The following is a 21,045-nucleotide window of genomic DNA, read 5'->3' as shown; positions in this document are numbered from 1 at the left end:
TCGTCTGGCGGCAATTCGCGCCAGAACGGGGTTAACCATCCAAGCCGGGGTTTTCGGACGCTCGCCGCCCCTGCTTTCCTGCCCGGCCCCCACGCAAGCGCCATCCACCGTGAAGAACGATGGATGAACGGCTTGTCACAAAACGGCCATATTTATCCCCCGAAACCGGATGATAGGCAATCGGCAAAATGGGGCTTTCGGCCCTAAATGGAAGACATGCGCCGCTATTTGTGATGCTGGAGACTGCTTAGCCTAGTTCGCCAGCGCATCTAGTGCGTGCCTCAGCGCTTTCCGCCAAAAATTCGCATTTTCAGCGGATTATGGCCGATCATATAGCTGAGTTCTGAAGGGTGGCCGGCGCGCCAGACGCACAGGTCCGCCCGCTTGCCAATCTCGATGGTTCCCGCATCGCCGTCCAGACCCAGAGCCTTTACGGCGTTTCGCGTGACGCCCGCCAAAGCTTCTTCAGGCGTCATGCGAAACAGGGTGCAGCCCATGTTCATCGTCAGGAGGAGCGAGGTCAAAGGCGAGGTGCCTGGGTTACAGTCAGTGGCGAGCGCCATGGGCGCCTTCGCCGCGCGAAGCGCGTCAATGGGCGGCAGTTTGGTCTCTCGCAAATAGTAGAACGCGCCCGGCAATAGCACGGCGACAGTACCCGCATCGGCAAGAACCCCGGCGTCCTCCGGTTTCAGATATTCAAGATGATCAGCGGAAAGCGCGCCATAGCCGGCCGCCATTTTCGCGCCGCCAAGATCGGAAAGCTGTTCGGCATGCAGCTTTACCGAAAGCCCGAGTGACGTCGCCTTATCAAAAACGCGCCGCATCTGGTCGCATGAAAAACCGATGCCTTCGCAAAACCCGTCTACCGCATCGGCAAGTCCTTCAGCGCTCGCAGCGGGCAGTATTTCCTCGCACACCAGCGTAATGTAATCGTCAGGCTTGTCTTTAAATTCCGGCGGCAAGGCGTGAGCGGCAAGCAGGGTCGTCTTGATACGAACGGCCCGTTCATGTTCAAGCCGCCGCGCTGCGCGCAACATTTTCAATTCGTTTTCCGTATCGAGACCGTAACCGGATTTGATCTCTACTGTCGTCACGCCTTCGGCGATTAACGCATCGAGCCGGGGCAGGGCCGCTTTAACGAGTTCATCCTCGCTTGCGGCGCGTGTTGCGTTCACCGTTGAAAGTATTCCCCCACCTGCGCGGGCGATTTCTTCATAAGATTTGCCGAGAAGGCGTGCTTCGAATTCCCGCGCTCGGTCACCGCCATAAACAAGATGAGTATGGCAATCAATGAGGCCGGGCGTAACGAGAGAGCCTTTAAGATCGTGAATTTCGCGCGCTGATGAGCCTTCCGCAATCGGAAGATCCGCAAGTGCTCCAATCCACGCAATGCGGCCGCTGTGAATGCCTATCGCGCCATCCGAAATCAGCCCGTAAGGCGAATTATCCCGCATGGTTGCGAGGGTCGCGTTGGTTAACAGCAAATCCCACATGGTCTGAACCATATATAATCCCGGTCGTGACTTTTGTGAATGTTTGGCCTGACGCTTGGCAGCGTAACGGCAAACCTTCGCCTATGGGATAATAAAACAGAAAAATTGTTGAAACGGCGCGGTTTTTGCTGAGTTAGGGACGCGCAATAGTTAATATGAGCGCTTAGTAACGATCACAGGTGACGCCATGGCGATGTATTCCATGTTGATTAATCCACTTCGGGCTGTAACCGCTCTTGCGGCAAGCGCCGCCGTTTTGGCGGGGATGTCCAGCGCTGAGACATTCACCGCTTCGGAAATCTCATTTCGGGACATCACCGGCACAGTGGAAATCAAAACCACCAGCGGTGATGAGATGGATATTTCCATCCAACAGGGAACGACCTACCGCCAGGTACGGCTAGAGGAAAAAGATGGCGTCGTTACGGTGGTCATGGATCCTTGGAAAGAAGAAGAGGGGCTTGATTGCTGCGATAAGCGTATCACGAGAACGTTTGATGCGCGCGCGACCCGTGAAATGACAACAGGCGAGCCGCTCGATGAGGCGCTCTTCGCTGACTATCCGACGATAGAAGTCTCAATGCCGTTTCAGGGCGATGTTGAATTTATTGACGCGCGGATCAAGCTTGCGATGGAAAGGCTGGGCGGCGCGCTTCATCTCGATTCATGCTTCGTTTACGGAGAAACAAGCGACCTTGAAGAAGCTGTTGTGAATATCATTCACGGCTCTCGTCTCGTCATGGGCAATGTGAGTGCGGGTCTTGAAATCGATGTCTCCGGCGATGCCGATCTGCGCGTCGGTGATGCGTCCATGGTCGATGTTGATGTTGCAGGGCCGGGGGATGTCATTCTCGGCGATATTGACGGCATGCTGGATATTTCGATTGCGGGTTCGGGGCTTGTTCGCGCTGCGCGCCTCGACGGGCCGATGACGACGAGGATCGCGGGTTCCGGCGCGGTTGCGGTGAAAGCAGGTACGGCGGACAAGCTGCGGGCGTTCATCGACGGATCGGGCGCGATCTTCTTCGGCGGCGCCGTGACGCAGCCGGAGCTTAAGCTTTACGGCTCGTCCGAAGTTCGCGTTGATGAAATTAACGGTCGGCTGACCCATCACGGCTCGGGTGCGGTTTACGTAAAAGGTGTAAAAGTCGACGACTAGCGCACACGGCCGGGTTCGTTGCGCAAGGGGCTTCTTTGCGCGTGCTTCCCGGCCCGCACTCAAAAACCGCTTAAATTCAGGCATATGCCCGTTTATTCCCGCATATTCATCTGGAATTGCGCCGCCGCCTTCGCCAGACTTTACTTCGAACATGGCGAGTCAAAAGAAGGCTGAGAGCAGAAATGAAGTTTGGCGACTACTTACGGCGGAAACGCGAAGACCATAACTGGACCCAGCCGGAGGCCGCCGTAAAAGCCGGCATTGAACAATCCTATCTGTCAAAACTTGAAACCGGAAAATCCTACCCTTCAGCGGAGATATTCGAGCGGCTGAAACAAGCTTATGAACTGAAGCTAGACGATCTGACCAAGGCTGTCTCCGACGCTGAACTAGATAAGCTCAAGGACGTTCCGGAGATCCGCAACGCGGTGCTTGCCCGCAAAAAAACATCTGTGACAATTGTACGGGGGTGGCTTGCTGCCGGGCTGGTTTGTTTGATGATCGGCGCGGGCAGCCTCGGGCTGGTGGGCGTGAACTCATCCATTGACCAACACGAGTTCCGTTACAGGTCCATGGGCATATTGCTCGCCAATGAAAATCTGAATGTTTTCGATATTGTCGCACAGGATCTTGATGAAGAGGACCCGGACTTTGATCGTTTGCGGTCAAGACAACAAGCGATGATCGATCGGATTGATGAAAAGTATTTCGTAACGACAGAATTTCGTGGCGAAGAGTTCGTTGAAAACACCTCAACGCAAAGGCGGGTCTATAACCTTTACGATACGCGACCTGTGCAGGAAAATTCTGTTCTTCGCTGGTTTTTCGTGCCTGCATTTATGTTTCTGGCAGGCAGCATCGGCTGCTTTTACATCGCCTTTCGCTGGAAGCCGTAACGCGAAAGCCAGCGGCGCCTGAACCCGTTTTTATTCACCCAAGTTTTTTCCGAAAGCCGGAGGAGTATCTAAATGCGCGCCATACTGAAGGTCATTGGACTACTGGTTTTGGTCATTGTTCTTGGCGGCGGCGGATTCTTGCTGTGGGCGCGCGAGACAATTCCCGATTTGTATGAACCCCAATCCCCGCATGCTGCAATAGCAGCGCAGGAATTTGAAACCGCTATCACCAAGTCCCGCAATGAACTGGTCACGGTCAGGCAAACCAAGTTTTATCCGTCCATGACCGTCAGTGTTAACCAGCGAGGTAAGCATGTCTGGTCGGAGTCGATCGGTTTGTCGGACCTCAAAGGCGCTGTCGCCGCGACGCCACAAACGCTTTATCCGATCGGCAGCGTGTCGAAGACGCTGACCGCAGCACTGGTGATGAAAATGGCCGATGAGGGGCGGATTGAACTCGACGCGCCAATCCACGCCTATGCGCCCGGCCTTCCCGATGATTACGGCGCAGTCACGTTGCGGCAACTACTGTCGCATCAGGCCGGCGTTCGTAATTATGGCGTTGCTTTCGCGCCGCCGTTTTTTACCGAGAACGGCCTGAACAGAGAGTTCGATACAACTAAGGAAAGTTTGTCGCTGTTTATCGACGATCCAGTGCTTTTTGAGCCTGATGCTTCGTTTCAATATAGCACTTTCGGTTACACGCTTGTGGCTTATGTTTTAGAGCAGGCGAGCGGGAAAGATTTCCTGACCTTGATGGAAGAAGTAGTCCTGGCTCCGCTGGCACTAAATAAAACACAGCCGGACCAGCAAAATCCGAGGGCAGCTAGGCGTTCAACAGATTACATGAGCGCGTTACGAAAGCTGGGCGTTATCCAATCGCCGAAAACAAACAGCAGTTACAAGTGGGCCGGCGGGGGATATTTGTCTACGCCGGACGAGCTAACGCAATTCGGTGATGCGTTGCTAAGCAACGCTCTCATCAGCGAATCTGCGTTTGCCGCTATGACAACGCCGCGCCTCCTGCCAAATGGCGATATGAATCCACAACAATACGGCCTTGGGTTTCGTATAGGAACGATGTCCTATCCGAGAGGGAGTGATAGGCTGACACCTATATTCCATCATGGCGGCACAGCGGCGGGGTCTGAATGTGCGTTATTGTTAGCGCCTGAGTTTGAAATGTCCGTTGCACTCTGCGGCAACGCCTTTACAGGCGGTTCGGGGAGTTTGATTCAATTGGCGGCGAATATCGCGAGAAACTTTCAGGACTCAAATCAAGCTGAAGGCTAATCCGCGCTGGCGCCAGTCGCGGTATCCATCTGCTCATAAAGGATAGGGACGAACGCAGCGGTAAACGCTTCTGCGTCACGTGGCGCGAGATGCGACCATTCAACAATGTAAAAGCCTTGTAAGGCTTCGTAGTCTTTAAAATGAACGCCAATGGAATTTGTTTCCGCTAACAGCTTGTCCCACGCTTTTTCGCGCGGAAAAGCCTTTTCCTCGATCTCTTCATAAAGACCGTCATAAGGCATGCGTGCGAAGACGACATCGCCGCCGCGTGCGCGGATTTTCTCGATATCTGCGCCTAGTTCCGCAATGATCTTGTTGGTTTGCTCGGCGATCGCGCCATAGGCGGGCGAGTTCGGATCTTTCAATCCCTCCAGCATCGGGCCGACAGAATTCCCCCACACATCTCTCGCCAGTTGTTGATAGGCTGGGTCATCAACAACGCGCGACCACATCTCCGTGTTTCTATCGGCGTTCATTATTTCCAGTTTGCGCGGTTCCATCCGCCGGCGCATGCCCTCCCGTAAGGGTAAGCCCGCATAGAAAACCATGGTCTTGGGCCGGGTCGCTTCGTCCGTATACGCAAAGAGTTTTTCAAGCTGCATCCACAAGACATGTCCGGCGCGCTCAAAAGGCGCTTCGTTTCGCGCCTCCTCAATCACGTCGCCGCGATAGGCGTATCCGCTGAAGGTCAGGGGCGCCGTCACACCCACCACAACCAGCCCGTTAAATTCTTCGTCAGCGGCGAGGTCCGCCAATACCGGTTGCGGGCTCGTGCCCTCAAGCGCCAACTGGATCGGGCGGACGCCCACTGTGTTTTCCCAGACATTGAGGTCAGTGTCGAAAAGAATGCGTGAGGATCCGATCAGAACCGTCGCATCGCCTTTCGCATTCCTGCGCTGCTCGGCCCAAAGAGACGTGGTGTTCTTGAAGTCGCCTGGAATATGCCAGTTGGCCCGCCAGTAAAGCTCCCAGCCGACCATGAGGGCGATGGTCGCGATAACCGAGATGATCGCTAAGCCCCGCCAGGGGCGTTCAGGCACCGGTCGCCTGACCACATCATCGTCAAACGGGCGCGCCAGTTGCGGTTTAGAACTGGAAGTAGATGAAGGCACTGTCCGACCCCTGTGTAATCATCAGCATGAAAAGCATGAACGTCCAGATGACGCCGATCAGCCATTTCGGCGCCGCGGCGATGACGTCCTCCATGGACCGCATGCGCAAATACCAATGCGTCGCCACCATGCCGGCGATAATGATCGCCGCCGGAACGATCTCGTTGAGATAAAGAACTTTTTCAGGTTCCACGGCTATGCCCGCCATGGAGGCAAGCATGGTCATCGCCTGGTCAAAACTTTGCGCCCGGAAAAACACCCAGGTGATGTTGATCAGGAAATAAGTAACAAGCGCCATGGCGATCTTGAACCATAAAGAGCGAAACCAGTTTTGCTCAGGGATGGCCTCGCGCAGCATTCGCTCGACGCTGAGATACAATCCATGCAGGCCGCCCCAGATCACGAAAGTCCAGCTTGCGCCGTGCCAAAGCCCGCCAAGCAGCATGGTGATCATCAAGTTGACGTAAGTGCGAATTCTGCCGCGCTTGTTGCCGCCGATAGGAATGTAAAGATAATCGCGCAGCCAGGTTGAAAGCGATATGTGCCAGCGCCGCCAGAAATCCGAAAAGCCAATGGCGGCGTAGGGGTAAAGGAAGTTATTCGGCAGCGCGAAGCCAAGGCAAAGCGCCGTTCCAATCGCAATTGTCGAATAGCCCGAAAAATCAAAAAAGATCTGGCCGGAGAAAGCGAGTACGCCGGTCCATGCGTCAAGCGGCGCGAGCGCGCCTGCCGCGCCGAAGGCGCCATCCGCGGCCGGTGCGAGGAAGCTGTCCGCCAGCACAATCTTTTCGAACATGCCAATGGTGATTAATCCGAGGCCCCAGTAAAATTGCGGCGGCGTCGCTTTTTTCGGCGTTGCAAATTGCGGCACCAGTTGCGACGGACGCACGATCGGACCCGCCACCAGTTGAGGAAAGAACGTCACGAACAAAGAAAAGTCGAGAAGCGATTTCGCAGGCTCTGCGCGTTTTAGATAAACGTCGAGCGAGTAGGCCATGGTCTGGAATGTGTAGAACGAAATCCCGACAGGCAGGATGATGTTCCAATCCGGCGCCTGGTAATTCACGCCCATCGCAGCCATTGTGACGGTGAAATTTTCCAGCAAGAAACCGCCATATTTGAAATAACCGAGAATGCCGAGGTTTGTCGCCATGGAAAGGATCAGAATAAACCGCCGCCGCGCCGTATCGTCGGAACGGTGAATCCATTGCGCGACTTTCCAATCAACGGCCGTCGATATCCATAACAGGATGACGAATGGCGGACTCCACGCGGCATAGAAAAGATAGCTGGCGATCAAAAGATTGAATTTCTTCATGCGCCAGGGAAACGGCGCATTGTGCAACGCAAGCACGATTGCGAAGAAGACCAGGAAGGTCAACGAATTGAAAAGCATGCTGTGTCCCGCCCCCGGGTGATGAAGCGATGCTCAGTATCACTATTAATTGAATATGGGAAGATGGCTCTGTTTTACGCCGCGATGTGCGTTCTGCCGCCTGACCGCATTGATTCGCATGCGTAATGGCGGCGGAAAACGGAGCGTATATTGCTTTCAGCGCCCGATTCGCCCTCTAATTGATTGAAACAAGCGGCGCAGCACTGGTATAGCAGGCGGCGAATGACGGGTGTTGCGTTTTCCGGACGGCGAAACAAGAACAGGAGATGGCGCAATGGCGGCCTTACTGACAAATTTACGCAATGCGGTGATCACGGGGGTCGTCCTCGCCGCATTGCTTGTTGTTTTATACGCGGTTTGGGGCGGCGGCTTCGGGCAAGTGTACTGGATGTTTTTCTTCCGCTGGCTTCATGTTCTGGCTGGCGTCATGTGGATTGGCCTGTTGTGGTACTTCAACTTCGTTCAGATACCGACCATGCCATCCATCCCGGATGATCAAAAACCGGCGATCGGCAAACACATTGCGCCAAAAGCGCTTTGGTGGTTCCGCTGGGGCGCCATGGCGACCATCGTCACTGGCCTTATCCTGGCAACGTTGAACGGTTACATTCTGAATGCGTTGACGCTCGGACTTGCCGAAGGGTTTGTACGTAATCATGTGCTGATCGGCATCGGTATGTGGCTGGGTGCGATCATGTGGTTCAATGTCTGGTTCATCATCTGGCCGAACCAGATCAAGGCGCTCAATATCGACAACAAGCATCCGGACCTTGCAGCAGACGCCAAGGCCGCTTCGGCGAAAAAGGCGATGCTGTTCTCGCGCACCAATACAGTGCTGTCGATCCCGATGCTGTTCTGCATGGTGGCGGCGCAGAACCTTTAGCTTTGCGTCAAGAATAAAGTCGAAAAGGCGGCAGGCGACTGCCGCCTTTTTTTGACTATTAATGTCAGTCAGTTTTGCATTGTACGTTGGAAACGTGGCTGGAAAGGGCACGCCAGCCCTCCGGCGCATCGGATGCGCGTTCCAGCAGATTCGATGACGTATAGGAATGCGCGCATGGCCGGCCGGCGGCATCCTCGCGATCGCTGTTCCCTTTGCCGACAACGATGACGAGGTCATCGTTAAGCCATACGAAAGACCCGATCTCGTAACGGAAGTTTGACGGCGTCCATGGCGCAGCGCGCACGCCATCAAGCGCTTGAGTCTTTGTTGTCAGTTCGCCATCCGGCCCGATGATTACGAAAGCCGGGTCCAGGAAAGCGCCAAGGCCCTCAACGTTCTGGGTCCGGTAAAAGCCGGGCCAGGTTTCAAGTTTAATGGTCGTTAGCGCTGTTTCGTCGGCCGCCCTGTCAGGCATGGTTTCAGCGCCTGCATTCGCGCAGACTGAAAGGGCGAATGCCGTGAATGCAATTACAGTTTTCAATTGAAGTTCTCCTTGCCGGGTCATGCGACCCTAGTTCGGGCATGCGTTAAGACGAGTTGCTTGCGGCGAAGCGAACCTCCCTTGCGCCGGGCCGTTCAAAAATCGACATGCCGGGTCTTGAAACTGGGGAGGGGCGTTCTAAATGGCTGCATATCTGCAAATTCATGCAGATATGCATATCCGCAGCGGCATGCTAGTATGGCGTATCTCTGTCCGCTGCGGGAATGGAGTGATGAAATGCCGGGCCGTCAGGTCGTCGCCAGGGAACTTGCCGAGATCTTCAAGATCGTGGCGCATCCGGATCGCATCCGGATGATCGAGGAACTGCGCACAGGCGAAAAAGACGTGAACACGCTTGCCGAGGCGCTGGATCTGCCTGGCGCCCGCGTGTCACAGCATTTGAGCTTGATGCGTGCGCACCGCCTGGTCGAAGAACGCCGGGACGGCCGTCATCATTTCTATCACCTGACCCAGCCGGAAATTGCCGCCTGGATCGTCGATGGGCTCGATTTTGTTGAGGGCCGTCTGAACGGTCCGGCAAAGTCCAGCATTAAACAGGCGCGCCGTATGTGGTCCGCCCCCGTGAAAACAGTTACCCCCTGATGGAGAGTTAAATGCCCCGCTTCGCCGCCGGCGTCGTAAAATTTCAGAACGAAGTTTACCCGCAGAAAAAAGAATTGTTTGAACAGCTCAGCAAAGGCCAGGCGCCCGAAGCGCTGTTTATTACCTGTTCAGACTCACGCATTGAAACCGCGATGATCACCCAGACCGAACCGGGCGATCTATTTATCGTTCGTAACGCAGGAAACATCGTGCCGCCGCACACAAGCCACACGGGCGGCGTTACCGCAGCGATTGAATTCGCCGTGGCGGCGCTGAACGTGCCGCATATTGTTATTTGCGGTCATACGGAATGCGGCGCCATGAAGGGCGCCATGAACCCGGAGGGTCTGGACGCCTTGCCGCACGTGAAAGAATGGCTTGGCTATGCAAAAGCAGCAGTCGAAGTCGTCGGCGCGAAAGGCGAGGGTTTGAGCGATGAAGCTCGCATGAAAATGCTGCTGGAACAAAATGTGGTTCTGCAGCTTCAGCACTTAAAAACGCACCCGAAAGTCGCCATGCGACTGGCGACAGGCGATTTGCAACTGCATGGTTGGGTCTACGACATTAAAACCGGCGGCGTCGACGCTTTTGATGAAGGCAAGAACGAGTTCATGCCGGTCGATCAGCGTTACGCAGCAGAGATGGCGAAACTCGCAACAGGCGGCTGCGCAGCATAACGCGCGCAAGCTTCATTTACATTTCGGAGTATTATCATGGCGATGAATGACGCTTCACAGAAGCGCATGCCTTTTTTGGATTTTTCAAATCTGAAAGGCGATATTTTTGGCGGCCTGACCGCCGGTGTTGTGGCGCTGCCGCTGGCGCTCGCTTTTGGCGAAGCGTCCGGCGCAGGTCCGATTGCCGGTCTTTGGGGGGCGATCTTTGTCGGTTTCTTCGCCGCTCTGTTTGGCGGCACGGGATCACAGGTATCGGGTCCGACGGGCCCTATGGTTGTTGTATTCGCAGGTGTTTACGCCTCGCTCGGCGGCAATCCGGCGCTTGTCTTCGCAGCGGTGGTGCTTGCAGGCATCCTGCAAATTCTGTTCGGTGTTTTCAAACTCGGTCAGTATATACGGCTTGTTCCGTACCCGGTCATTTCCGGGTTTATGAGCGGCATCGGCTGTATCATTATCGCGTTGCAGCTCTCGCGATTGTTCGGTCATGAACCTGATGGCGGCGGAACCATTCCCGCATTAACAGCAATCCCCGGTGCTGTGATGGATCCGAATTTCGCCGCGCTGACCATCGGCGCTGCGACGCTGGCGATTATTTTCGCCTGGCCGAAATCGTGGGGTAAGTATGTACCGGCTGCTTTGGCGGCGCTGATTATCGGCACACTGATGAGTCTTGTGATCAAGGGTGCGCCAATCCTCGGCAATATCCCGACAGGTTTCCCGGGCTTTGTCATGCCGGCGTTCAGTCAGGAAAGCTTTCTGATCGTTCTGGAAGCGGCGTTCATTCTCGCTGTCCTCGGCGCGATTGACTCGCTGCTAACATCGCTTGTCGCGGACAACATGACGCGGACGCGTCACAACTCCGACCGCGAGCTTATCGGGCAAGGCATCGGCAACACTGTCGCCGGCTTTTTCGGCGCGATCCCCGGCGCTGGCGCGACCATGCGCACGGTGGTGAATATCCGCACCGGCGGTCAGACGAGAATTTCCGGCATGCTGCATGCGTTGCTGCTGCTTGCGGTCGTCATCAGCCTCGCGCCGCTTGCCTCGCAAATTCCGCACGCTGTGCTGGCGGGCATTCTTGTGAAGGTCGGTTACGACATTATCGACATCGCCTATCTCAAGCGTGCGCATAAAGGTCCGCGGTGGGATCTGGCGCTGATGGCGCTCGTCCTTGGTTTGACGGTATTTGTCGATCTCATCACTGCGGTGGCGGTAGGTGTTGTTCTAGCAGCGCTCGCCTTCGTCAAGAAAATGGCGGACGACCAGTTGGCGGCGTTTACGGAAACGAAACCGCGTGTCACTTCTGAAGAAGAGCGTCAGCTTCTTGATGAAGCCAAGGGTCGCGTCACCATGTTCGACTTTGGCGGACCGTTAAGCTTTGGCGCCGCCGCGGATCTCGGTCACCATGTGCGCGAGCGTGTGAAGAACAAAGCAAACGCAATCATCCTCGATTTCTCGCGGGTGCCGTTCATTGACGTTTCTGCAGCGCGCGCTGTTGAGACGATTGCCTGTGATGCGCGCCAAGCCGGAAAGACCGTCTATGTCACTGGCATGAGCCCCAAGGTTGAACAGGTGCTGGCGGGGCTGAACGCCGACCACTGTTTGCCGGCGGACACCAAATACGAAAACCGCATCGACGCCCTGCGCATAGCGGTGGAGGAAGTGAAGAAAGGCGATAAGGGCAACGCTTCGTCTGAAGCGACGCCAGTGCCGGCTGAGTAGTAACGGCCTCATAAACACTGAAAAGCCGGCGCAAATTGCGCCGGCTTTTTTTGTCTGAGTCGCTTTCTCGAAAGCATGCCAGGCAGTATCACTAAATGATATGAGCGCCCACGCGAAACCACGAACAAAGGCACTACCAGTTCAGTTCGAACAATGGTTCGCCTCACGCGGCTGGGAAGCGCGGGCGCATCAGCTTGAGTGTCTGGCGGCGGATGAAGCAGGGCATTCGTTTCTGCTGATCGCACCGACTGGCGGCGGTAAGACGCTGGCCGGTTTTCTGCCGAGCCTTGTTGAGTTGGCTGAAGCGAAAAACACCGGCACGGGACAACTGCACACGCTTTACATCTCGCCGCTGAAAGCGCTTGCGGTGGATGTGGCGCGTAATGTTGAAACGCCCGTGCGCGAAATGGGTCTCGATATCAGCATTGAAACCCGCACGGGCGATACGCCGCCCGCACGCCGTCAGCGGCAGAAATATAAACCGCCTGACATTCTGATGACGACGCCGGAGAGTCTGTCAATTCTTATTGCATCGCCGGATGCGCGTGAATTTTTCAAAGGGCTGAAGCGCGTGGTCCTAGACGAATTGCACGCACTGATCCCGAACAAGCGGGGACATTTGTTGTCGCTGGCGCTGGCGCGGTTGCGAAAACTGGCGCCGGATGTGCGCATGGCGGGTTTGTCGGCAACGGTTCCGGATGCAAAACCGCTGATCGACTATCTGACGCCACAGAATGTGAGCGGGACCAGGTCCGCCAAGCTCATACGCGGGCGTTCTGGGGCAAAACCGCAAGTCGATATTCTGATGTCAGAAGAGCGCATCCCCTGGTCAGGGCATACGGGGCGGCATTCGTTTCAGGAAGTGTATGAGAAAATCCGCCAGTCAAATTTAACCCTGGTCTTCGTCAATACGCGCAGCCAGGCGGAAATTACGTTCGCCTCGCTCTGGAAACTGAACGACGAGAACCTGCCCATCGCCCTGCATCACGGGTCGCTTGAGGTCGACCGCCGCAGAAAAGTCGAAGCCGCGATGACGCGCGGTGATTTGCGCGCGGTGGTCTGCACTTCAACACTCGATCTCGGCATCGACTGGGGCGACGTCGATCTCGTCATTCAAATGGGGGCGCCAAAGGGCGCCTCGCGCCTTACGCAACGCATCGGGCGCGCCAATCACCGCATGAATGAACCGAGCCGCGCTTTACTCGCTCCGGCGAACCGCATGGAGGTGCTCGAATGCATCGCTGCGAAACAGGCGATTGAAGAAGGCGCCCTTGACGGCGATCCGCCGCGCAAAGGCACGCTTGACGTGCTGGCGCAACATATTCTCGGCATGGCCTGCGCCGAACCGTTCGATGCGGATGAGTTGTTTAGCGAAATACGTGCAGCGTCTCCTTATGCGGACTTGCCGCGCAAGGACTTCGACGATGCTGTGGCGTTTGTCGCCACCGGCGGTTACGCGCTCAAACGATACGAACGCTACCGCCGCATCGTAAAGACGGCGGAAGGAAAATACCGCGCTCGCGACAAGCTCGCCATTCAACAATACAAGATGAATGTGGGGACGATCACAACGGCGGCGGAAATCAACATTCGTTTGGCGGGCAGGGCGGGCCCCAAACGGCCGGGGCGAAAGTTAGGAACGATTGAGGAATGGTTTTTTGAAACCATCAATGTCGGCGACGCGTTTTATTTCGCCGGCGAGGTTTTGCGGCTCGAGCGGATCGAAGGAAACGATGCTGTCGTTTCCCGCACCACGTCGGAAAGCCCGAAACTACCGAGCTGGGGCGGCAACAAATATCCGTGGTCAACATATCTTGCAGACCGCGTGCGCCGCATGCTCTACGATACGAAAAGCTGGAAAGCCTATCCGGATCAGGTGCGCGACTGGCTGGAAAAACAGCGCGAGGTCGCGCTGATTCCAAAGCCGGACGAACTGCTGGTCGAAACGTTCCCCTACAAAAAACGTTATTTCCTTGTTTGCTATCCGTTCGAAGGCTGGCTCGCCCATCAAACGCTGGGCATGCTGGTGACGCGGCGGCTCGAACGGCTCGGCAAGCAACCCATCGGTTTCGTCCCGACAGAGTATGCGCTGTCGGTCTGGTCGCGTCAGGATATGTCGGATGTGGATATGCCTGCGCTGTTTGATGAAGACATGCTCGGCGACGATCTGGAGGAATGGACCGCGGACGCCATCGTCATGAAACGCACATTCCGTAACTGCGCCACCATCGCCGGGCTGATCGAAAAAAAATATCCGGGCCAGGAAAAGACCGGCCGGCAGGTCTCTTTCTCCGCCGACCTTATTTATGACGTCTTGCGCGAACACGAACCTGACCATCTGCTGTTGCGCGCCGCATGGGACGATGCGTCTGGCGGGTTCATGGATGTGGGGCGCTTACAGGCGATGCTGACGCGCGCCAAGGGCAGGGTGGTGTCGTCGCCGTTGGATCGCGTGTCGCCGCTCGCCGTGCCAGTGATGCTGGAGATCGGTCGGGAGACAGTGGCGAAATCAGCGTCCGAAGAAATGCTGAAAGCTGCGTCTGATGACGTCATTGCAGCAGCGATGGGAAAGTGAGTTTATTTTTCACGGGTGCGATATTTGGAAAAGTTATGAAATAACGTCTGCTCTTACTGCCCTGTTTTCAAACCGAACCGTTAACACTTAATCCGTAAGCGTACTTATTGCACGTCGCGTTAACTAATTTTTTCTTGACCATATTAAAACCTCTGCTTTTACTTGGGGCATGAAAATAAATCCCTGGCGCAATATAAAACCTGATAGTCGGCCGACGCGAACCTCGCGGCGCAGTGTCCTCGTCTGGACGAATGTGGCTACGAAGGCAGACAGTTCAGAAGAGCCGCGATCGTCCATCCGCGACGCTGTAATAGAAGACCTTTATGACGACTATTATCCGTCATCAGTTAAAACCGGCAAAACCTGAGCGCCAGTTTATTTCATACTGTTTAAATTTGTAGCTTTCGATCAGGAGAGAATGCGTTAAAACAGGCGCATGAGTCATCCCGGTGCGATTTCCATTCATGGCGAAGCCTTAACGCCCGATCCCCTTGGCGCAATCTATTGGGTGCGCGAAGAGACGCTGATCGTTTCCGACCTGCACTTCGAAAAAGGGTCGAGCTTTGCGGCGCGCGGCGTCATGCTGCCGCCTTATGACACGCGCACAACGCTGATGCGTCTTGCTGCGCTGATCAGGAAATACGCGCCAAAACGAGTGATCTCCCTCGGCGACGCGTTTCATGACGAGGATGCCGAAGACCGCATGGATGAAGAAGATGCGTCGTCTCTGGAAAAGCTCATGCGAGAGACGGCGTGGCTTTGGATACTCGGCAACCATGATCCAGAACCGCCAGCGCGGTTTGCTGCAGCATGCGAAATAGAAATGCAAATTGGCGCGCTGACTTTTCGTCATGAACCGCTGGTACAAAATGCGCCCGGTGAAATCGCCGGGCACCTTCACCCTTGCGCGCGCGTGGTGAGCGAAGGGCGAATTTTACGCCGGCGGTGTTTCGTGGTTAGCAGTGATAGAATGATTATGCCCGCCATGGGCGCCTATACAGGTGGCCTGAACATTCTTGACCGTGCGTATGCGAAACTATTTAGCGCGCCAGTCGCCTGGGTGATGGGTGCGGATGGCGTCTATCCGATTACGGCGGAAAACCTTGCGCCCGATATGGTTGGCGGCGCGCTGGGGCGGGCGGTTTAAGCTGCGTGTTTTTGTTAGGTTCGATCCAGGGCCGCCTTGCATTACTATTGTCTTGGCGTTGTATGATTGATGAAATTTTTACGGGGGAAAACGGGTGAGGAATAGGAATTTCAACTGGACATTATGTGGTGCGGGTCTCAGCGCTTTAACGATGGGTGCATGCGCGCAGAGCCCAGCCCCTGCCGCCAATGAACCGGGCTTTTCCTTCATTGTCATCGGTGACACGCCTTATTCGGCGCAGGATGAGGCGATGCTGAATGAAGCGCTGCCGCTGATCAAATCGCAGAGCTATACGTTCGTCATTCATGTAGGCGACTACAAGGGCGGCGGCCAACAGTGCCTGAAACAGTTCGATGACAGGCTTGAACAGGTGATGAACGACCTCAGCCCGATCCCTGTTTTCTATACGCCGGGCGATAATGAATGGACCGACTGCGATCGCCATACAGATCCCGACACTGGCGAAAAGTATTCAGACCTTGAACGGCTCGAGATCGTGCGCGCGCGATTTGCATCGGGCATTCCGGCAGGAGCGGGTGCTTTTGGTTATCGCAGGCAGGAAGCTTTGAAAGAGAACGCCACATGGGCCTATGGCGGCGTTCGGTTTTTGACGATGCATGTAACCGGCACCAACAACGGACGCGACTGGGTGACGGTCGATGCGATAGCGGATGCGGCGGCGGCAGCGAACCAACGCGATGCGGCGAACTTAGCCTGGCTGGATGAGGGGTTTGAGAAAGCGGCCGATGAAAACGCCAGCGCCGTGGTGATCGCTTTTCAGGCCGACCCGACCGATATCGCTGATAAGCCCGATGATGTGATGTGCGACAGCGCGGCTGAAAGCGATCAGCACCCTTGCGATGCGTTCACTGATCTCAGGCGCGCGCTGCAACACTCAGCCGAAGCATTCAAAAAGCCTGTGCTTGTAATTCACGGCGACACATCTCCGTTCACGCTCAATCAGGATTTTGATGGCGAAGAGGCGGAGAATTTGTGGCGGTTGAACGCAGCGGGCGATGCGGGAACGAACCGGGCGGGGGTGCGTTATGGTTTGGTCGATGTAGCGAAAGTCACAATCTCGAGCGATGAAACATCGCCGTTCTCGGCTGAAGGACTTCTCACGGGGATACAGCCGTCAAGGAAGTGACAGGGCCATACTGCCGGTTCAAGAAAAAAGCGGAGCGAGAATACCCAGCGCCCTGGTGGTCTCGTCTCTGTCCGGCGTTTCACCCTCATCTTCCATGCCCCAGTCGTCATTGGCGCCGACATATTGCACCACAACGCCGTCGCGACGGGAGATAGCGAAGACCTCGTTGTAAAAGAGTGCATAACGCGCTGAAAGCTGCGGCGCTAGCCAGTTAATCTGTCCGCGGACGGGAATAAGGCTGTCATCGCCCCAAAGACGTTTGGCGTCATACCCCGTACAATTCACGATGACGCTTTCCGGCAACGATAAAATCGCCGCGCGGTCAGGGAATTCACGGCGCACCATGCGTCCGCCGCGTAACAAAAAATCGCGCGTCAGATGGTTGGCGTAACTCGCCACATTGAAACTCATCCAAAGTCCGCCATAGGCGCGCTCGACGGGGAACGGGTTTTGTTCTTGCGACACTGCCGACCCGCGCGGCATCAGATCACGAACGCGCCGCCCCAAATGCAGAAAGTCATGACGCGCAGGCGTCGACGATGACTGGCCGTTGGAAAGTGCGTATTGCGTTACATATTCCACCGGCGCCGCCGCCGCGCCGACAAATTGCTGATGAACCCCATAGGATGCGCGCGCCCAATTTTCCCAGCGATCTTCAAAACCGTTTTTTACAGCGCTGGAAAGGCCAATGCGGCTTGACGGCGACCACACGCCGCTTGCCTTTGCCGAGCGTGTCTCCAGCGGAAATTCTTTTGCATAAATGGTGACGGGAACGCCGCTCTCGGCGAGCTTGTGAGCCGTCGTCAGTCCCATGACGCCCGCGCCGATGACCGCGACGGCTTTTGGTCCGTCTTCTAACGCCAGCGCCGTCGCGTCGTTCGCGCACCCCCATGACAACGACCAGCCGGAACCGCCATGGCCGTAATTATGCACGATCTTTTTGCCGTCCATGGCTTCGGCTTCCAGCCGCGGTCCAGCCGGTCGAAAAGGACGTGTACAGACCGTAACTTTCGTAACGGCGCCCTCTGATACGTTGAGAGGCGAGAGTAATGGCGCCTTGGCAAAGCCCATCTGTTGCTGGCTCCCGCCGGTAAGAGAGCAGCCCGATGCAAGCGCCCCGGCGCCAGCCATAACGAAATGTCTGCGGTCGATACTCATCTTCCCTCCGCGAATCCCTGACGCAACATAACGGCGACGCTTGTAACACATTCTGACGCGAAAGGGCTTATGGCGCGGATCCTAAGCGATCCGAATTGCAATGCCCGGCGCTTTGCGGCACGCTGCGCGCAAAAATCACCAGGATGGGGAAATTCCAATGAATATGTCGCGCCGCACGCTTCTTCAAACAACTGCTGCTACGGCGGCGATGTCGGTCCTGCCAGCCTGTTCGAAGGGAGGCGGCGACGAGGAAACAAACCTTCTCGATGACGTGACCGACCTGCTGCTCAATTCCTATCCGGAAACCGCGTCGAGCGCCGGCATCGACAATGGAAAATACAGCGCACTGAAATCGCAACTGTCTGACCAGTCCCCTGAAGGGCAGGCGGCGATTGAAAGCAATGTGCGCGACATGCTCGCCCGCCTTAAGAAAGTCGACACGTCCAATATGGAAGCGGGCGAGGCGTTGAACGTCGATGTGATCCGCACGGTGTTCGAAACGGCGGCTGAAGGGTTCGACTTCCCCAATGGCGACATGGCGCTGTTGAATTCGAACTGGTCTTACCGGCCGTCGCCTTATGTGGTGGCGCAGAATACCGGCGCGTTTGTGGATATTCCGTCGTTCCTCGATTCCGCCCACCAGATTGAAACAAGCGAAGACGCCGACGCTTACCTTGCGCGGATGGAAGCTTACGCCGGACAGCTCGACGGTGAATCGGAGCGCATTACGGCCGACGGCGCGCGCGGCGTCATCCTGCCGGATTTTCTAATGGCGAAAACCTTGGGCCAGTTGCGCACGGGCCGCGCGGCGCCGGTAGAAAACTGGGGTATCGTCACCTCGCTGGCGACCCGCGCCGCGGACCTTGGCGGCGACTACAGCGATCAGGCGCGCGCCATCGCCGAAGACAAAATCGCACCCGCCATGGAACGCCAGATAGCGGCCCTTGAAGCGCTGGAAGCGCAGGCAACGGATAGCGCCGGCGTTTGGGCCCAGCCCGATGGCGAGGCCTATTATACCTGGGCGCTGAAAGCGGCGACCACGACAACCATGACCCCGGACGAAGTCCACCAGATGGGCCTTGATGAACTGGCCAGCCTGCACGCGCAAATGGACCCGATCCTCAAATCCATCGGCTATGAGGACGGCCCCGTTGGCGCGCGTATGGCCGCGCTTTACGACGACCCGCGCTATCAGTTTGCAGACGGTGACGAGGGCCGGGCGCAGATCATGGCGTTCATCGACGAAAAGCTGGAGGAAATTCGCGGGCTGATGCCGCAGGCGTTTGAAACGCTCGTCCCCGGTTTCCTTGAGGTGACGCGCATCTCCCCCGATGTTGAGGACGGCGCCCCCGGCGCCTATGGCGGCGCCGGCTCTATCGACGGCACTCAGCCCGGTCATTTCTGGATAAATTTACGCACGCCCGATCTTCACCGGACATTCACGCTGCAAGACCTTACCTATCACGAGGCGATCCCCGGCCATGTCTGGCAGGGCGAGTACACATTCAAGCAACCGCTGGTCCGCTCGCTATTGGCGTTTAATGCGTATTCGGAAGGATGGGCGCTTTACGCGGAACGGATCGCCGATGAGCTTGGCGTTTATGACGACTTCCCCGTTGGCCGGCTGGGATACTTGCAATCGCTCGCCTTCCGCGCCTGCCGTCTGGTGGTCGACACCGGCCTCCACGCCAAGCGCTGGACCCGGCAACAGGGCATCGACTTTTTCGTTGTGAATAATGGGTCGAACCCGGACGAAGTTCAGAGCGAGGTTGACCGCTATTGTGCATGGCCGGGTCAGGCCTGCGGTTACAAGGTCGGCCATTCGGCGATTGTCGCGCTGCGCGAGAAAGCAAAAGCGGCGCTGGGCGATAAGTTCGACTTCCGCCGCTTCAACGACGCCGTGGTCCTCGGCGGCAACGTGCCCATGACCGTCCTGGAACGCGTGATCGACGATTATATCGAGCGGGAGCGCGGGTAAGTTAAATTGACTTTTCATCGTTTTCGCTTTCAGTGAGTGGCCTGCAGCGCGAGGTGAGAGCGATTGTACGCCCTGAACAAATTCACAAAAAAACCGGCCCATAAAGGGCCGGTTTTTTCTGGCGACAGTAAATAAAGGCGAGAATATTAGCGCTCGTTACCCTTTTGGTTTCCTTTTGAGTGCTTGTCCGCATAGAACGACTGCGTGGAGAAGCCGGTTGCCGAACAAGTCAAGTTGCCAGCGCCGTCATCGGTCCAGGAAAACTGAATGTAGCCGCTATCATTGATTTCCCGAATTGTTTGAACGAGTTCCGGATTGGACGTGTTGCAAACAACCCGATCCCCTTCAGCGTCGGCTGCTTGGCAAAACGCGAACCTGAAAACGCCTCCGACGCCATCGTCAAAGTTGCGCGTGCCGCAACCGATAAAGACCTCGTCGTTCTTGGCGTCAGCGGCTGTGATGAGGTCGCCTGAAGCAAATTGCGCATCAAGGTCGACGGCCACTGGCGCCGGCTGGCGAAGGCCGGCAAACGCCGCAGTCGCCATCAATGTAAGGGCGACAGTTGCGCCTGCGCCCACTTTTGTTAATTTCATCATACACTCCTCAGTTGCTGTTAAGTTTTAAAGCTGGGCGTCTATATACCCATCGTTGATTGCTTTGGTCAGGCGATCGAGTGCGGCTTTACGCTCTCGTGGCGGCAGCTTCGCAATCTTGGACTGTAGCGCCGCCATTTCACTAGGGGTGGAGCGGCCAGTGGCACGCATCGCGTTTAAATCTGCTTCAACCGAGGCGCGCATCAATTCTATTTGCCGTTCGTCAATCAATGGCTGGCGTTGCGGCGTGGCCGCACTGTTGGAAGATTGCGCGACCGTGATTTCCGAAACGGCTAACGCCATTTCGCTGCGAACGATTTCTCGAATTTCCTCCGCACTCAGACCAACGGATTGAGGGCGCGCTGCAGCGCGGTCGTTATTCTGTAAGGGAAGGGTTCTTTCTTCTGCATAAGCTCTTGTTGTCGAATCGATGCGCTCAAGATCCGCAATGCGAAACGTCAACACCAGCAATAGTACTGTTTGAAGCCCCAATAATCCCAAAATCGCTTTAGTCACGATCATCCCCCCTAGGATTAGGTAACATTTTCGTGTTCTGGAGGGCCAAAGTCAACAAGGATTTACAACCCTGAGGGCGGCGTCGTTTCTGCGGTTAGGGCATTCTTAGTCGCAGTTCTGAGGACTTTCCGCCGCTTTAACGACGCCGTGGTCCTC

The 21,045-nt window shown here is 56.2% G+C and carries 18 protein-coding genes; 11 read left to right on the top strand and 7 right to left on the bottom strand.

From position 1 onward, the window contains the following. Positions 1-281 precede the first annotated feature (281 nt). Positions 282-1,505, bottom strand: coding sequence for an imidazolonepropionase (gene hutI / locus PUV54_RS16105; RefSeq protein ID WP_274493363.1), 1,224 nt, complete (start codon positions 1,503-1,505; stop codon positions 282-284). A gap of 190 nt (positions 1,506-1,695) precedes the next feature. Here hutI and PUV54_RS16100 point away from each other — a divergent pair, with 190 nt between their 5' ends. The 3 genes from PUV54_RS16100 to PUV54_RS16090 all read left to right on the top strand — a co-directional run bounded on the left by PUV54_RS16100 (position 1,696) and on the right by PUV54_RS16090 (position 4,841). Continuing rightward, entirely contained in the window at positions 1,696-2,652 is a 957-nt protein-coding gene (locus tag PUV54_RS16100) for a hypothetical protein (RefSeq protein WP_274493362.1), read from the top strand. 182 nt (positions 2,653-2,834) lie between these two features. Then, on the top strand, positions 2,835-3,548 hold the full coding sequence (locus PUV54_RS16095; RefSeq protein WP_274493361.1) for a helix-turn-helix domain-containing protein: 714 nt from the start codon (positions 2,835-2,837) through the stop codon (positions 3,546-3,548). A gap of 72 nt (positions 3,549-3,620) precedes the next feature. Next, complete coding sequence (locus PUV54_RS16090; RefSeq protein WP_274493360.1) at positions 3,621-4,841, top strand: serine hydrolase domain-containing protein; 1,221 nt, start codon at positions 3,621-3,623, stop codon at positions 4,839-4,841. On the opposite strand, the gene PUV54_RS16085 is transcribed toward PUV54_RS16090, so the two are convergent. Then, a complete protein-coding gene (locus tag PUV54_RS16085; RefSeq protein ID WP_274493359.1) occupies positions 4,838-5,953 on the bottom strand; it encodes a type 2 periplasmic-binding domain-containing protein in 1,116 nt (371 codons plus the stop codon). The two genes, PUV54_RS16090 and PUV54_RS16085, sit on opposite strands and share 4 nt — an antisense overlap. Beyond that, positions 5,928-7,349: an MBOAT family O-acyltransferase gene (locus PUV54_RS16080; RefSeq protein ID WP_274493358.1), complete on the bottom strand. Its 1,422-nt coding sequence runs from the start codon at positions 7,347-7,349 to the stop codon at positions 5,928-5,930. The genes PUV54_RS16085 and PUV54_RS16080 overlap by 26 nt, the downstream gene beginning before the upstream one ends. A 274-nt stretch (positions 7,350-7,623) precedes the next feature. On the opposite strand from PUV54_RS16080, the gene PUV54_RS16075 reads away from it, so the two are divergent. Further along, positions 7,624-8,232, top strand: coding sequence for a urate hydroxylase PuuD (locus tag PUV54_RS16075; protein WP_274493357.1), 609 nt, complete (start codon positions 7,624-7,626; stop codon positions 8,230-8,232). A 64-nt stretch (positions 8,233-8,296) separates the two neighbouring features. On the opposite strand, the gene PUV54_RS16070 is transcribed toward PUV54_RS16075, so the two are convergent. Further along, positions 8,297-8,773, bottom strand: coding sequence for a DUF4440 domain-containing protein (locus PUV54_RS16070; protein WP_274493356.1), 477 nt, complete (start codon positions 8,771-8,773; stop codon positions 8,297-8,299). Between the two features lie 198 nt (positions 8,774-8,971). On the opposite strand from PUV54_RS16070, the gene PUV54_RS16065 reads away from it, so the two are divergent. The 6 genes from PUV54_RS16065 to PUV54_RS16040 all read left to right on the top strand — a co-directional run bounded on the left by PUV54_RS16065 (position 8,972) and on the right by PUV54_RS16040 (position 16,644). Beyond that, positions 8,972-9,376, top strand: coding sequence for an ArsR/SmtB family transcription factor (locus PUV54_RS16065; RefSeq protein ID WP_274493355.1), 405 nt, complete (start codon positions 8,972-8,974; stop codon positions 9,374-9,376). A gap of 11 nt (positions 9,377-9,387) precedes the next feature. Then, positions 9,388-10,053, top strand: coding sequence for a carbonic anhydrase (locus tag PUV54_RS16060; RefSeq protein ID WP_274493354.1), 666 nt, complete (start codon positions 9,388-9,390; stop codon positions 10,051-10,053). A 36-nt stretch (positions 10,054-10,089) separates the two neighbouring features. Next, complete coding sequence (locus PUV54_RS16055; protein WP_274493353.1) at positions 10,090-11,775, top strand: SulP family inorganic anion transporter; 1,686 nt, start codon at positions 10,090-10,092, stop codon at positions 11,773-11,775. Positions 11,776-11,875: 100 nt separating this feature from the next. Continuing rightward, entirely contained in the window at positions 11,876-14,350 is a 2,475-nt protein-coding gene (locus tag PUV54_RS16050; RefSeq protein ID WP_274493352.1) for a ligase-associated DNA damage response DEXH box helicase, read from the top strand. Between the two features lie 436 nt (positions 14,351-14,786). Beyond that, a complete protein-coding gene (gene pdeM, locus PUV54_RS16045) occupies positions 14,787-15,497 on the top strand; it encodes a ligase-associated DNA damage response endonuclease PdeM (RefSeq protein ID WP_274493351.1) in 711 nt (236 codons plus the stop codon). Positions 15,498-15,648: 151 nt separating this feature from the next. Then, positions 15,649-16,644, top strand: a complete 996-nt coding sequence (locus tag PUV54_RS16040; protein ID WP_274493350.1) for a metallophosphoesterase — start codon at positions 15,649-15,651, stop codon at positions 16,642-16,644. 18 nt (positions 16,645-16,662) lie between these two features. Here the strand turns inward: PUV54_RS16040 and PUV54_RS16035 are convergent, their stop codons facing one another. Continuing rightward, on the bottom strand, positions 16,663-17,802 hold the full coding sequence (locus PUV54_RS16035; protein WP_274493349.1) for an NAD(P)/FAD-dependent oxidoreductase: 1,140 nt from the start codon (positions 17,800-17,802) through the stop codon (positions 16,663-16,665). 157 nt (positions 17,803-17,959) lie between these two features. Between PUV54_RS16035 and PUV54_RS16030 the strand changes: the two genes are divergently transcribed. Next, positions 17,960-19,780: a DUF885 domain-containing protein gene (locus PUV54_RS16030; RefSeq protein WP_274493348.1), complete on the top strand. Its 1,821-nt coding sequence runs from the start codon at positions 17,960-17,962 to the stop codon at positions 19,778-19,780. Positions 19,781-19,926: 146 nt separating this feature from the next. On the opposite strand, the gene PUV54_RS16025 is transcribed toward PUV54_RS16030, so the two are convergent. Both PUV54_RS16025 and PUV54_RS16020 read right to left on the bottom strand, forming a co-directional pair. Next, positions 19,927-20,373, bottom strand: a complete 447-nt coding sequence (locus PUV54_RS16025; protein WP_274493347.1) for a hypothetical protein — start codon at positions 20,371-20,373, stop codon at positions 19,927-19,929. A gap of 27 nt (positions 20,374-20,400) precedes the next feature. Next, positions 20,401-20,889 carry a hypothetical protein gene (locus PUV54_RS16020; RefSeq protein ID WP_274493346.1) on the bottom strand — a complete coding sequence of 163 codons (489 nt, stop codon included), beginning with the start codon at positions 20,887-20,889 and terminating at the stop codon, positions 20,401-20,403. Positions 20,890-21,045 lie beyond the last annotated feature (156 nt).

Source organism: Hyphococcus flavus, assembly GCF_028748065.1.
GTDB lineage: Bacteria > Pseudomonadota > Alphaproteobacteria > Caulobacterales > Parvularculaceae > Hyphococcus > Hyphococcus flavus.
Note: the sequence above shows the minus strand (reverse complement) of the source record. Positions and strands in the feature narration are given on the sequence as shown.